We start from the raw sequence: 13,369 nt of genomic DNA on the forward strand, positions 1-13,369 counted from the left end.
CTGCATGGCTGGGAAAGGAATGCGATGGCGAAGCGCGTGGACGGCGCGTGGACGCGAAGCAGTGCATGGGGCCGGGCCATGCATCGCGTCAGGGGCGGCGCGCGCTTCTGCTGGCTTCCGGTGGTGCTCTGCGCCGTGACGGCCGACGCCGTGGCGGTGCAGGAGGAGCCCGAGATCAGGACCGGCCATGGCTATGCCGTGTTCGGCGAGCTCAAATATCCCGCCGGCTTCACTCATGTCGATTATGCCAATCCGGATGCGCCCAAGGGCGGCACATACCGCTATGCCAATATCGGGAGCTTCGACAGCCTCAATCTCATGAACCTGCTCGGCACGCCGCCACTCAGCATGGTCGCCATCTACGACACGCTGATGCGGCGCAGCGCGGACGAGCCTGCCGTGCGCTATGCGCTTGTCGCTCGCTCGATCAGCTATCCGCGCGATCTGGCCTGGATGGATTTCCATCTCGATCCGCGCGCGCGCTGGCATGACGGCCGGCCGATCACGCCGGAAGACATCATCTTCACGATCGACCAGTCTCGCGGGCTGGTGGCGCCGGCGCTCAAGCGGGTGGCGCAGGCCGTCGCTCGCGCCGAGAAGCGCGGCCCGCGCACCGTGCGCGTCTGGTTCGTGCAGAAGAACAATCCCACGCTTCCCAGCGTCGTCATGGATATGTGGCTGCTGCCGCGCCATCATTACGAGACGCACGATCTGATGGCCGCCTCGCTGGATCGCCCGCTCGGCAGCGGACCCTACAAGGTGGGCCGGTTCAGCGCCGGCCGCTGGATCGAATATGAGCGCGTGAAGGATTATTGGGCGAAGGACCTGCCGATCAACAAGGGCCGCTACAATTTCGACATCGTCCGGCACGATTATTACCGGGACGCGACCATCGCCAACGAAGCCTTCTTCGCCGGCAATGCCGATCTGCGGTTCGAGACCAGTGCCGTGCGCTGGGCCAGCGAGGCGAAGATCCCCGCCTTTCGGGCCGGCCGCATCCGGCGGGACTTCATCCCCTACAGCAATGCCGCTTTCTACATGGGGCTGGTGATGAACACCCGGCGCCCGATCCTCGAGGACCGGGCGTTCCGCAAGGCGCTGATGCTGGCCTATGATTTCGAGTGGGTGCGCCGCGTCATCCTTGCCGGCCACCATGGCCGCCTGCCGAGCTTCTTCTCCAACAGCGAGTTCGAGGCGAACGGCCTGCCGGAAGGACGCGAGCTGGCCCTGCTGGAGACAGTGCGCGATCAGGTGCCGCCCGAAGTCTTCACTACCCCGCCCGGCCTGCCGGTCGGCGGGAGCTGGGCCAATCGCCGCGCCAATCTCGTCGAGGCGGCGCGGCTGCTGCGTGCGGCGGGCTATCGCGTGGTCGATGGGCAGCTGCGCGACAGGCGGTCCGGAGAGCCGGTGGTGCTGCAGCTGGTCGCCTATACGCCTCTCATGGACAAGCAGGTCTCGCTGTTCATCGAGAATGCGCGCCAGCTCGGCATCACCGTCAATTTCCGCGCCTTTGACAGCGCCCAGTTCCGTCATCGGCTGCGCCATTATGATTATGATCTGCTGGTGAACGTCCCCATGTTCCCCGGCGCCGAGACGCCGAGCACCGGCATGCTGCTGATGTGGGGCTCAAAGGCGGCGGACATGCCGCAGCAGCTCAATTATGCCGGCGTCCGGAACCCCGCCGCCGACGCCATGATGGAGCGGATGATCCAGGCGGAGGATCGCGAGACGGTGGTCGCGGCGATGCGCGCGCTCGATCGCATCCTGCTGTGGAATTATTATGCCGTGCCTTTCCAGCACAATTATCCCGCGCCGCTCGGCGAGATGCCGATCACTTACTGGGACCGCTTCGGCAAGCCGGACAAGCAGCCGCTCTACAACTTCCCCTTCACGACGCTCGACACCTGGTGGATCGATCCGGCCAGGGACGCGAAGCTCATGCACGGACGGTCCCAATGACAGCCCTCTGGTCCTACATCGCGCGCCGCCTGCTGCTGATGGTGCCGACCCTCATCGGCATCGTGACGGTGAGTTTCATCATCATCCAGTTCGTGCCCGGCGGGCCGATCGACCAGATCCAGGCGCGCTTCGCCGGGCAGGCCATGGACGCCACCGCCACGATCAGCGGCAGCACGGACGTGAGCGGCGGCGGCGGCCTCACGCCCACCGGCGAGCTGGACCCGGAAATGGTGAAGGAGCTGGAGAAGCTCTACGGTTTCGACAAGCCGGTGCTCTATCGCTATTTCAAGATGCTCGGCGATTTCGCCCGCTTCGAGTTCGGCAACAGCTATTTCAAGGACCAGCCGGTCGTCGATCTCATCATCGAGAAGCTGCCGGTTTCCGTGTCGCTCGGCCTGTGGACGACGCTCATCACCTATCTCGTGGCCGTGCCGCTGGGCATCCGCAAGGCGGTGCGGGCGGGCACGTCCTTCGATGCATGGACCAGCTTCTTCGTCACGGTGGGCTATGCCATTCCCGGCTTCCTCTTCGCGGTGCTGCTGGTCGTGTTGTTCGCCGGGGGCAATTTCTGGAGCATCTTCCCGGCGCGCGGCCTCGTGTCCGAGAATTGGGAGGAACTCTCCACGCTGGGCAAGATCGGCGATTATCTCTGGCACATCACCCTGCCGGTGACGGCGATGGTGATCGGGGCCTTCGCCAATCTCACCATGCTCACCAAGAATTCGATCCTCGATGAAGTGAGCAAGCAATATGTGACGACCGCGCGCGCCAAGGGGCTTTCGGAGAATGGCGTGCTCTACGGCCATGTCTTCCGCAACGCGATGCTCATCGTGATCGCGGGCTTTCCCGCCGCCTTCGTGGGCGTGCTGTTCACCTCCTCGCTGCTCATCGAAGTGATCTTCTCGCTGGACGGGCTGGGGCTGCTCGGCTTCGAGGCGACGATCAACCGGGATTATCCGGTGATGCTCGGCTCGCTGTTCATCTTCTCGCTGCTCGGCCTGCTCGCCAATCTCATCGGCGACATCACTTATGTGCTGGTCGATCCGCGCATCGATTTCGAAAGGCGGGACGTCTGATGAACGCCGAAGCGAAAGTCGCGACGGGGGGCGAGGTCGCGAGCGGCCCGGCGAAGCGCAGCCGGTTCAGCCCGCTCACGCGCCGCCGCTGGGCGAACTTCCGCAATCACAAGCGCGGCTACTGGAGCCTGTGGCTCTTCCTCGCGCTTTATGGTGTCAGCCTGTTCGCGGAGCTGATCGCCAACGACCGGCCGATCCTCATGAGCTACCGGGGCGAACTCTATGTCCCGGTGCTGAAGGCCTATCCGGAAACCGCGTTCGGCGGCGTGCTGGAGACCGAGGCCAATTACAAGGACCCGGCAGTGCGCGAGATGATCGCGCAGGGTGGCGGCTGGGCGCTCTGGCCGCTCATTCCCTACAGCTACCGCACGATCGATTATGACATTCCCGTGCCCGCGCCCGCGCCGCCTTCCGCGCGGCACTGGCTCGGCACTGACGATCAGGCGCGCGACGTGCTGGCGCGGCTCATCTATGGCTTCCGTCTCTCGGTCACTTTCGGTCTGGTGCTCACTTTGCTCAGCTCCATGATCGGCGTGACCGCCGGCGCCATCCAGGGTTATTTCGGCGGCTGGACTGACCTGCTCTTCCAGCGCGGCATCGAGATCCTGCAGAGCCTGCCGATGCTTTACCTGCTCATCATCATGTCCAGCTTCCTCCAGCCCGGTTTCTTCACGCTGCTGGGCGTGCTGCTGCTGGTGAGCTGGATGACACTGGTGCATGTCGTGCGGGCGGAGTTCCTGCGCGCGCGCAATCTCGATTATGTGCGGGCCGCACGCGCGCTCGGGCTGGGCAACCGGAAGATCATGTTCCGCCACATCCTGCCCAACGCGATGGTGGCGACCATCACGTTCCTGCCCTTCATCCTGTCCAGCTCGATCACGATCCTCACCGCGCTGGATTTCCTGGGCTTCGGCATGCCGCGCGGTTCGCCGTCGATCGGCGAGCTGCTCAACCAGGCCAAGAACAATCTCTACGCGCCCTGGCTGGGCATTGCCGGCTTCGCCGTGATGGCCACCATGCTCTCGCTGCTGATCTTCATCGGCGAGGCAGCGCGCGACGCCTTCGATCCGAGGAAATCCAGATGAGCGCGAGCGAGACGAACACCGCAGCTCAGCCGCTGCTGGCCGTGGAGGACCTGACCTGCTGCTTCCACTCGGAAGGCAAGGTGGTGGAAGCGGTCCGCGGCGTGTCCTTCACGCTGGAGAAGGGCGAGACGCTGGCGCTGGTGGGCGAATCCGGATCGGGCAAGTCCACCGCGGCGATGTCGATCCTCCAGCTCCTGCCTTATCCGATCGCGTTCCATCCCGCCGGGTCGATCCGGCTGGACGGGCAGGAGATTGTCGGCGCGGACGAGCGGACGATGCGCAGGATCAGGGGCCGGCGCGCCGCGCTCATTCCGCAGGAGCCGCTCACCGCGCTCAATCCTCTGCACACGATCGACCGGCAGATCATCGAGGCGATGAAGCTCCACCATCCGGAGATCTCGCAGGCGGAAGCGACCGCGCGGACCATCGACCTGCTGAAGCTCGTCGGCCTGCGCGATGCGGAGAACCGGCTGAAATCCTATCCGCACCAGCTTTCCGGCGGGCAGCGCCAGCGCATCATGATCGCCATGGCGCTCGCCAACGAGCCCGACCTGCTGATCGCGGACGAGCCCACCACGGCGCTCGACGTGACCGTGCAGGCGCAAGTGCTCGACCTGCTCAAGAGCCTGCAGGAGCGGCTCGGCATGGCGATGCTGCTCATCACGCATGATCTGGGCGTGGTGCGCAAGATGGCCAGTCGCGTGTGCGTGATGACGGCGGGCCGGATCGTCGAGGCGGGCGACACGGCCCGCATCTTCGATGATCCGCAGCATGCCTATACGCGCAAGCTGCTGGACGCGACGCCGCGCGGCGAGCCGCTGAAGATCGAGGGCGATCCGCCCGCGCTGGTGCGCACCGAGAATCTGCGGGTGCATTTCCCCGTCAAGGGCTGGTTCGGGCGGCCGCGCAGCGTCGTGAAGGCGGTGGACGGCGTCTCGCTCTCCATTCCGCGCGGGCACACGCTGGGCGTGGTTGGCGAATCCGGCTCGGGCAAGAGCACGCTGGGGCTGGCACTGCTGCGCATCAGCCGGAGCGACGGGCCGATCTTTTTCGATGGCGAGCCTCTGCACGAGCGCAACTGGAAGCAGATGCGCCCGCTGCGCCGCCGCATGCAGATCGTCTTTCAGGATCCCTTCGCTTCGCTCAGTCCCAAGATGACTGTCGGCCAGATCGTCGGGGAGGGCCTGCCCATCCATCGGCCCGATCTCACGCCGGGCGAGCGGCACGCCGCCGTCGCCACGATCATTGGCGAAGTGGGTCTCGCGCCCGATGTGCTCGATCGCTATCCTCACGAATTCTCCGGCGGCCAGCGCCAGCGCATCGCCATTGCCCGCGCCATCATCCTGCGGCCCGATCTGGTCATTCTCGACGAGCCCACCTCGGCGCTCGACATGTCCGTGCAGGCACAGATCGTCGATCTGCTGCGCGACCTGCAGGCGAGCCACGGCCTCACTTATCTGTTCATCAGCCATGATCTCAAGGTGGTGAAGGCGCTCGCCCATGAAGTGGTGGTGATGAAGGAGGGCAGGATCGTCGAGCAGGGCACTGCCGAGCAGATCTTCACCGCGCCGCAGACCGACTATACGCGGGACCTCATCGCCGCCGCGCTGGAACTGAAGGCAAGGCAGGCCGCCTGAACCGGGCCACCCCGCCTCACGCGCGGCAATCGGCAGGAATTGTGAACGATCACTGCCGTTCTGCGCATGGTCGGGCTGTTGCGCGTTCGCTAGACGGCGAAGTGGCAATCAAGACCATGGAGGACAGGATGGCAGAGGCAAGCAGTGCACGCGTTGGTGACAGGCAGCGGGGCAGGATGCGGTCCCGCCTTGTGATGGCCGGCGCCGTTCTCGCCATGCTCACCAGCGGCTGCGCCCATGCGCAGAGCCGCGCCGATGCCGGCCCCGGCCCGATCGCGGTCTATGGCAACACCACCACTTTCGAGATCGCGCCGGTCTTCGTCGCTGCCGAATCCTATTATCCCGGCGTCGCGACCGTGAAGATGGGCAGCGTCACCAATCTGGTCGGCGAGGCGTCCGTCCCCGGCTATGGCAGCGAAGGCGTTGCCGACGTGGCGACGAACGCCGAGACGCAGGCCCTGCGCTATTCGCTGCGCAATCCGGACATGCGGATCATCATGACGGTGACCGAGGGGCTTTATCGCATCGTGGCGAAGCGCTCGTCCGGAATCAACAAGCTGGCCGACCTCAAGGGCAAGAAGATCGCCACCATTTCCGTCACCTCCTCGGGCTACTTCACCCAGAAGATGCTGAAGACCGTGGGCCTCACCAGCGATGACGTGACGATGGTCGGCATGCGCCTGCCCGACATGCCCAAGGCGCTTGCGGACGGGGCGGTCGATGCGGTGGCCATCTGGGAGCCCGAGGTCGAGCGGGCTGCGCAGGCGATCGGCTCGGATGTCATCGAGTTCACCGGCAAGGGCGTCTATCGCGAGCTGTTCAATCTCAACACCATCGCGCCCAACCTCGCCGATCCCGAGAAGCGCCGGAAGATCGTGACGTTCGTGCGCGCGATCATCGATGCTGCGGCGGAGGTTCGCGAAAAGCCCGCCCGCGCGCAGGAACTGGTGTCGGAGCACAGCAAATATCCGCTCGATCTCGTCAAGCAGAGCTGGTCGCACCATGCCTTCATCGCCAACTGGACCGGCGATCTGCTCGACGTGATGGTGGAGGAAGAGGCCTGGCTCGCCAGGCAGGACAAGCGCACGCCGCGCACGCGCGCGCAGCTCGCCACGCTCATCGACACCAGCGTGCTCGAGGAAGCGATGGCGATGAAGCCGCTGCCCCGGCGGAAATAGGCGCGCCGGGAGCAAGGGCGGCGCAGGCACGCGGCCGGCGGACTTGTCCGTCGGCGCCCGCGCGCCACGCCCTCCGGCGGGTTCAGCCTTCCTCGGTATCCAGCTTGCGGATGAAGCCGATCAGCCCGGTCTGCCGCGAGCGCTTGAGGCGCTCGGCGTGCAGGATGGTGCGGACCTTGGCGAAGCAGGCGTCCGCATCGTCATTGACGAGCACATAGTCATAGCCGTCCCAGTGCGCGATCTCGCTGTGGGCGCGGGCCATGCGGCGATCGATCACGTCGTCGCTGTCGGTCCGGCGGCCGCGCAGGCGCTTCTCCAGCTCGGCCATGGATGGCGGCAGGATGAACACGCGGACCACATCCCCGCCGGCCAGCTGATAGAGCTGCTGCGCGCCCTGCCAGTCAATGTCGAACAGGATGTCGTGGCCGCGCTCCAGCAGGCCTTCCACGGGTGCGCGCGGGGTGCCGTAGCGATGGTCGAAGACATGCGCCCATTCGAGGAAGGCGTTGTCGGACACCATTTCGCGGAACTTCTCCAGATCGACGAAATGATAATCGCGCCCGTCCTCCTCGCCCGGCCGCATCGGCCGCGTGGTGGCGGAGACGGACATGGTGAGGCCCGCATCGTCGGCCAGCAGCTTGCGCGAGATGGTGGACTTGCCGGCTCCCGAGGGGGAAGACAGCACGAAGAGCAGACCCCGGCGCTTGAAGGAGGCGGGCTGGGCAAGCGCGTCGGCGCTGGCGTTTTCGGTCATGTCGGCCATGCCCGCTCCTGCCGCGACTTGCGGGCCGCGTCAATCAGGCTAGCATGGCGAGGACGACAAAAGCGCCGGGATGACGAGTCGCCGCAGGGCCCTGATCGAGCACGGCAACCGTTCCGTCGGCCGATCGTTCTTCCATGTGATGAAAGATGGAGGAAACAAGATGACTCGCAATGCCATCATCGGCTTTTTGCTCGGCGCGACCCTGATGCTCAACGCTTGCGCGACCGTGAAGGGCGTGGGCCGCGACATCGAATCGGTGGGTGAAGCCGGCTCGGAAGCGATCGACCAGTAAGAAGCGGCGAATGAGGAGGACAGCATGGTTCAACCCGAGGGAGGCAGGCCTGTGAACAATGATCCCGCACGGGAGAATGCCGAGCAGGACGAAAGCGATACACAGGCGCAGGACGTCGCCAGCGATGCGCTGGAAAACCCCTGGCGTGGCGGCGAGGAAACCGAGCATGGCGGTCGCCCCAATGTCGCTCAGGTCATTCCCGACGATGTGCAGGATGTGGTCGACCACATGACCGACATGGAGCGCAGCGGCCGCATCGACATGGATGCGTTCGAAGGCGAGGAGAATATGGACGACGAGGACGGATCGGTGCCCGATACGGGCGCCTGATCCTGTCACCCCGGCGAGCAGAGTCCCCGGCCGGTCGCAAGGACCAGCCGGGGCTTGTCTCAGGCGTGGTCGATCACTGATCGATCACTGGATGCCGGTGCCCGGCGTGGTGGTCTGGCCTGTGCTGCGCGCGGAAAGGGGCGTACCGGCCGGAAGGCTGGCCGCGCCGCCGCTCGCTGCTGCCGCTGCGGCACGGGCGAGCTTCCCGTCGGGATCGGGAATCCCGGCCGCCTTGTTCAGCTCCCAGAGCATCGTGGTCGCATGTTCCGAGAGATGCAGGGCCGTGGCGCTCTCGGCCTGCGTGAGCAGCTCCTTGGAGCGGCCGCAGAAGGCTTCGCGCGTCAATGTGCCGGAATAGCCATTGTAGACCTTGGTCATCTTGTCGTCATAGACTTCCTGCCATTTCTTCCCGCCGGTGGCGCGGAAATGCTCCACCGTGGCCCGCGCCGCTTCCGCGAGCAGGCCTTTGTGCGTGTTGAGCAGGCGGTTGTAGCTCGCGACCATCGCCTCGTTGTCCGGGCCCTGGCACAGCAGGACCGCGACGTTGAGGCCGGAGCGCAGATGCCACAGATCCTCGCTGCGGCTCTGGTTGATCAGCACCGGGGGCGGTGGTGGCGGCGGCTCGATGAGCGGGATATTCTCCGGCAGCGGCGCCGGGATGTTCGCGATCGGCGTTTCGGTCGCCTTGGGCGGCCCGCAGCCCACCAGCGCGGCAAGCGGCAGGGCAAGCGCCACCAGGGCGGACGCTCTGGTCATGCGCACGGCCATTTCCATTCTCCCCAATGAGGCGGCGCCTTGACGCGCGCCCGTTGATGCATTCCCCCGTCCTGATCCCCATATCTTCTCATCCGAGTCGCATGGCAAGAGTCCGCGCGACTCGGCTCATCGTTTTGGCGGGGATCTGTGGAGCAGCGGGCACGCGCATGCCGCGGGCCGGGAGACTGCGCAGGGTCGCCGCGCACCGGGCGACAGTCTCGCCCGGCAGCATGGCGCCCCGTCGGGTCAGGGGATCAGGCGGCCGTTCGGGCCCGCTCGTCGGCAGCGATCATCTGCTGCAACACCACCACGCGCTCTCGCTCACGCGTCCAGTCGCGCGAGGGATTGGCTTGGATCTGCTCGATCAGGCTGCGCAACTCCTTCTTGCGATCGTCGATGGTTACCGGTGTCATGAACATCCTCCTGCAGAAAAGGGCGATCCGCCGGTCCGCTGGCGCATGTGCGGGATGTCTCTCCGGCGCGCTGCCAGCGCCCGTGGTCGCACGGGCTCTCCCGGCAATACGCATGCGCACGGCGCCGGTTCCCTTGCGCACCCTTGATGCCCGTCAAGGCCGGCGGTGGCCCCATCGGCAAGGTGCGGGCGAGGAGGGCAAGCCGCCATGCGCATCTTCATCCTGCTGGGCCATCCGGACGCTGCGAGTTTCAACGGCCGGATCGCCGACGCCTATGAGGCCGCCGCGCGCGCCGCGGGGCATGAGGTTCGCCGCCAGGATGTCGGCGCGCTCGCCTTCGATCCGATATTGCGCCGGGGCCATCGCGATCCGCCGCCGGTCGAGCCCGATGTCGCGGCCGCGCAGCAGGCGCTGATGTGGTGCGAGCGGTTCGTGCTTGTCTATCCCATGTGGTGGGGCGGCATGCCGGCACTGCTCAAGGGCTGGATCGACCGGGTGCTGATGCCCGGCTTCGCGTTCCGCTATCATGATGCCGATCCATGGTGGGACCGGCATCTGGCGGGCCGCACCGCGCACATCATCTCCACCTGCGATTGCCCGGTCCTCTATGCGCGCTGGCGCTATCGCGACTGTGATTTCACCGGCCTGCGCCACGCCATTCTCGGCTTCTGCGGCATGCGGACGGCGCGGACGAAGCGCATCGGTCGCGTCAAGTTCCTGGACGCGGCGGCGCGGGAGGGAGCGCTGGCGGGCGTGGCCAGGATGGCGCGCCGTTGAGCCGGGCGCTGCACCGGATTGCATGGCCCGCCGCTTTGTGGAAGATCGGCGCGGAATGAGAAAAGGAATGGTTATGAAGGGCTCGCTTCTGCTGGCCGCGCTGCTCGGCGCGGCGCTCGTGCTGTCTGGCTGCGCCACGGTCAAGGGCCTTGGGCGGGACATCGAATCGGTCGGTCAGGCCGGCTCGGACGCGATCAACCGCTAGGGCTGATTGACATTGTCCTGTGGACGCCTTCGGCTCCAGCGCTGGAGCGCGTCGCCTCCCCATGACGAAAAGGTTGGCGGGAAGGGTGCGTACTCAACCCCGGAAATGAAGGCCGCTCCGCCCGAGGGCCGATCAGTATCCCGCGCCCTGCTTCAGTCCACGGCGCGATGGCTGAGGCTGAGGACGCGCGCGAGGCGCCACGGGCCTTGCCCGTCCTTCTGCCAGAGCTGGACGAAGCGCGCCCGGCCGACCAGCCGTTCCGGCCCGTCTCCCTTGCGTTCGTAGAAGAGATGCTCGCCTTCCTCGATCGCGCCGAAGCCGGGGACGGGCTCGACCTTCAGGCTGTCCTCCACCAGTGCGCGGCGGCTGCGCCAGGCATCCGGGCGGGACCGCGCGGCGCATCCCTGCGCATAGAGCGCGATGAAGCTCTTGCCGTCCCGCGCCACGACGCCGTCCCGGTCATGATACATCTCGAAGTCGGGCGCGACCATCTCGCTCAGCGCGTCCGGATCGCACCGCTCGAAGAACAGGGTGAAGAAGGCCGTATCCGCCGCCTGGATATCCGCACGCAACGTGGCGGCGTCTGTCGGGATGGGCGAGGCGGTACCCTGCGCAAGGGCGGCGGCAAGCAGCAGGGAAAGCATGGCGGCCTCTAATGTGTATTATGATGATAATACGCTTGGGAAGGTCGACGCGCAAGCGGCGCTGACTGCATCGTAACCGAAGCATGCGAAAACGGCGCGGGGCAAGGGGGCCCGCGCCGTTTCCATCTCATGCCGGCGGCTGTCCGGCGGGCGATCGAGGTCGCCCGCGGCCGCCGGGTCGCTTGTTCAGCGGCAGACCACGTCGCCGCGATCGATCTCGCGACCGATCATCGCGCCGGCGCCGGCGCCCAGCACCGCGCCCAGGATGGACGAGCGGCCCTGGTCGATCTGGTCGCCCAGCAGCCCGCCGACCGCCGCGCCGATGATGAGGCCGGTGGTGCCGTCCGAGCGGCGGCAATAATAGCGGTTGTCATGGCCGCGATAGACGCGGGTCTCGCGCGTCACGCGGATCGGGGCATAGCCGCCGCGATAATAACGGTCCGCATAATAGCCGCGATAGCGCGGGTCGGGCCGGTTCCAGTCATAAGCATAGACGACGCGCGGCGCCGGGCGGACGACAGGGCGGCGATCGATCACCACGACCCGGTCCGGCCCGCGACGGTCATGCTTCCAGTGGCGGTCATTCCGGCGGTCATGATGCCGGCGATCGTCGCGATCGCGCTTCCAGTGGCGGTCATTGTCCCGCCCGCGATCGGCATAAGCCGGGGTGGCGGCCAGACCGCCGATGGTCACCGCGCCCAGCACGAGGGCCGCGACGCTCTTCTTCAGTGCCTTGTACATCTGTCTCACTCCGACATCTGTTCTGTCTCTCCCGGCAGCGGGGAGAACAGGTCGGAGCCTAACGCGATTCGCCTGAACCGGCAGCGACGGGCGGTTCATGTGGGAGAAAGGGGTTATTTCGGTGCCAATGGCATTTCTGCTATCTGCGTTCGGCTTTGGCAGTCACGGCAGAAAGCATCGTCGTAGGCCGTTCCCAGCACCCATTCTTGCTGCGCTTCATTCCACTCGGCCCATGCATCTAGCGCAACGGCCGTGCCCTGGCAGTTCAGGCAGATATATGTGACGGGCTTGCGACCAGTTTGCACCTGAGTAGGATCGCACGCTGTGGCAAAGGGGGCAAGTAAACGTGACGAAAAGTTGGTCCGATGCGGTGACCGATGCTGTGAGACGACACGTCGCCGCCACGGGTTTGCGAACCTTCACGCGTCAAGCGCTTATAGATTCTCAGTTAGACAATATTGTGTCGGAAACCGGCTCTGCTGGAGCGACACCTCACCAGACCCTCAGTCGGGAATTGCAGCAACTTCGCGATAGGGGATTACTCGAATTCCTCGATCATGGAATCTATCGTTGGATGGGTGCTGCGCCTAACCCGGATCGCAAAGGGCTGCATAAAGGCGTCTTCGTTATCGGGTCACATTCCATTTATCAGGATGAACCTGATCGTTTTTATCGCTTCCCGGTAAAATGGCTTGCCAATGCGTCCAAGATCGAAGGCAACTGGATTATCTATCAAGAGCCCCGGCGTGCCGGACGGCGGGGCTATTATGCTGTTGCCAGGTTCGAAAAAATTGTTCCTGACCCGGCTAAAGAGAAAATGTACTTGGCCCTCATAGCGCCCGGTTCATATTTGGAATTCGGTCGTGACGTACCTTTTCAGGTGGAGGGCGCGGCGGTCGAGCGAGGGCTCCTAAATCCCGATGGTCGGCTGAACAACGGACGAGCCATTCAATCCATAAGGCCGATTTCGGACGAGGATTTCAATCGTATCGTTGGCCTGGGCCTTGTCGATGAAGACGAGCTTTTGCCGAGAAGCGAGAATGCTGAGGTCCTCAACACCGTTCGGGAAGAGGCTCTGCCCTGGCACGGCCCGATCGACCGGGCCACAATGCTTGTAAATCGCGCTGTCAGAGATCGGCAGTTTCGTAAGCGTGTTCTTGATGTCTACGATTGCCGTTGTGCACTGACTGGGATGAAGTTGATCAACGGCGGTGGTCGTGCTGAAGCACAGGCCGCGCATATTATGAGTGTCGCAGCCGGTGGGCCTGATCTAGTTAACAACGGAATCGCTCTTTCCGGCACCGTTCACTGGATGTTTGACAGAGGACTGATCTCGTTGAGCGATGATGGCGAGATTTTACTCTCTCGCAAAATCAACGACATTGAAGGCGTCCGCAGGCTCATCCATGATGACCAGAAAGCTCGATTCCCGATCTCTTTGGCGCATCGTCCCCATGCGCGTTACCTTGATTGGCACCGGCGCGAGTGCTTCAGCCCTTAAGGTTCAAACTTC

Annotated in this window: 15 protein-coding genes; 10 read left to right on the forward strand and 5 right to left on the reverse strand. The window is 65.0% G+C overall.

Annotated features, from left to right (window positions below; all coding sequences use genetic code 11):
- The first annotated feature begins 24 nt into the window (after nt 1-24).
- From HNP60_RS02090 to HNP60_RS02110, 5 genes are all read left to right on the forward strand, one after another.
- Nucleotides 25-1,959, forward strand: coding sequence for an extracellular solute-binding protein (locus HNP60_RS02090; RefSeq protein ID WP_184149626.1), 1,935 nt, complete (start codon nt 25-27; stop codon nt 1,957-1,959).
- On the forward strand, nt 1,956-3,035 hold the full coding sequence (locus tag HNP60_RS02095; RefSeq protein ID WP_184051214.1) for a microcin C ABC transporter permease YejB: 1,080 nt from the start codon (nt 1,956-1,958) through the stop codon (nt 3,033-3,035). The genes HNP60_RS02090 and HNP60_RS02095 overlap by 4 nt, the downstream gene beginning before the upstream one ends.
- Nucleotides 3,035-4,120, forward strand: a complete 1,086-nt coding sequence (locus tag HNP60_RS02100) for an ABC transporter permease (protein ID WP_184149629.1) — start codon at nt 3,035-3,037, stop codon at nt 4,118-4,120. Before HNP60_RS02095 ends, HNP60_RS02100 begins: the two co-directional genes overlap by 1 nt.
- Nucleotides 4,117-5,757: an ABC transporter ATP-binding protein gene (locus HNP60_RS02105; RefSeq protein ID WP_184149632.1), complete on the forward strand. Its 1,641-nt coding sequence runs from the start codon at nt 4,117-4,119 to the stop codon at nt 5,755-5,757. The genes HNP60_RS02100 and HNP60_RS02105 overlap by 4 nt, the downstream gene beginning before the upstream one ends.
- 176 nt (nt 5,758-5,933) lie before the next feature.
- Nucleotides 5,934-6,935, forward strand: a complete 1,002-nt coding sequence (locus HNP60_RS02110; protein WP_184149635.1) for an ABC transporter substrate-binding protein — start codon at nt 5,934-5,936, stop codon at nt 6,933-6,935.
- An 82-nt stretch (nt 6,936-7,017) separates the two neighbouring features.
- On the opposite strand, the gene gmk is transcribed toward HNP60_RS02110, so the two are convergent.
- Nucleotides 7,018-7,698, reverse strand: a complete 681-nt coding sequence (gmk, locus tag HNP60_RS02115; RefSeq protein WP_014074787.1) for a guanylate kinase — start codon at nt 7,696-7,698, stop codon at nt 7,018-7,020.
- A gap of 160 nt (nt 7,699-7,858) precedes the next feature.
- On the opposite strand from gmk, the gene HNP60_RS02120 reads away from it, so the two are divergent.
- Nucleotides 7,859-7,990 carry an entericidin A/B family lipoprotein gene (locus HNP60_RS02120; protein WP_148276671.1) on the forward strand — a complete coding sequence of 44 codons (132 nt, stop codon included), beginning with the start codon at nt 7,859-7,861 and terminating at the stop codon, nt 7,988-7,990.
- A 24-nt stretch (nt 7,991-8,014) separates the two neighbouring features.
- Nucleotides 8,015-8,320, forward strand: coding sequence for a hypothetical protein (locus HNP60_RS02125; RefSeq protein ID WP_184149638.1), 306 nt, complete (start codon nt 8,015-8,017; stop codon nt 8,318-8,320).
- Between the two features lie 84 nt (nt 8,321-8,404).
- Here HNP60_RS02125 and HNP60_RS02130 read toward each other — a convergent pair whose 3' ends face one another.
- Together HNP60_RS02130 and HNP60_RS02135 are read right to left on the reverse strand one after the other, a co-directional pair.
- Nucleotides 8,405-9,076 (reverse strand): hypothetical protein, encoded by a 672-nt coding sequence (locus tag HNP60_RS02130; protein WP_184149641.1) that lies wholly within the window; start codon nt 9,074-9,076, stop codon nt 8,405-8,407.
- 254 nt (nt 9,077-9,330) lie between these two features.
- On the reverse strand, nt 9,331-9,489 hold the full coding sequence (locus HNP60_RS02135; protein WP_184149644.1) for a hypothetical protein: 159 nt from the start codon (nt 9,487-9,489) through the stop codon (nt 9,331-9,333).
- Nucleotides 9,490-9,696: 207 nt separating this feature from the next.
- Between HNP60_RS02135 and HNP60_RS02140 the strand changes: the two genes are divergently transcribed.
- Nucleotides 9,697-10,266 carry an NAD(P)H-dependent oxidoreductase gene (locus HNP60_RS02140; RefSeq protein ID WP_184149647.1) on the forward strand — a complete coding sequence of 190 codons (570 nt, stop codon included), beginning with the start codon at nt 9,697-9,699 and terminating at the stop codon, nt 10,264-10,266.
- Nucleotides 10,267-10,339: 73 nt separating this feature from the next.
- On the forward strand, nt 10,340-10,471 hold the full coding sequence (locus HNP60_RS02145) for an entericidin A/B family lipoprotein (protein WP_014074793.1): 132 nt from the start codon (nt 10,340-10,342) through the stop codon (nt 10,469-10,471).
- Nucleotides 10,472-10,623: 152 nt separating this feature from the next.
- Here HNP60_RS02145 and HNP60_RS02150 read toward each other — a convergent pair whose 3' ends face one another.
- A complete protein-coding gene (locus tag HNP60_RS02150) occupies nt 10,624-11,115 on the reverse strand; it encodes a nuclear transport factor 2 family protein (RefSeq protein ID WP_184149653.1) in 492 nt (163 codons plus the stop codon).
- A 186-nt stretch (nt 11,116-11,301) separates the two neighbouring features.
- The gene (locus tag HNP60_RS02155; RefSeq protein ID WP_184149656.1) at nt 11,302-11,856 is read right to left on the reverse strand and encodes a glycine zipper 2TM domain-containing protein; all 555 of its coding nucleotides are present in this window, start codon (nt 11,854-11,856) and stop codon (nt 11,302-11,304) included.
- Between the two features lie 346 nt (nt 11,857-12,202).
- Here HNP60_RS02155 and HNP60_RS02160 point away from each other — a divergent pair, with 346 nt between their 5' ends.
- Complete coding sequence (locus tag HNP60_RS02160; RefSeq protein ID WP_338056684.1) at nt 12,203-13,357, forward strand: HNH endonuclease; 1,155 nt, start codon at nt 12,203-12,205, stop codon at nt 13,355-13,357.
- Nucleotides 13,358-13,369 lie beyond the last annotated feature (12 nt).

Origin of the sequence: Sphingobium lignivorans, from assembly GCF_014203955.1 — a bacterium.
GTDB lineage: Bacteria > Pseudomonadota > Alphaproteobacteria > Sphingomonadales > Sphingomonadaceae > Sphingobium > Sphingobium lignivorans.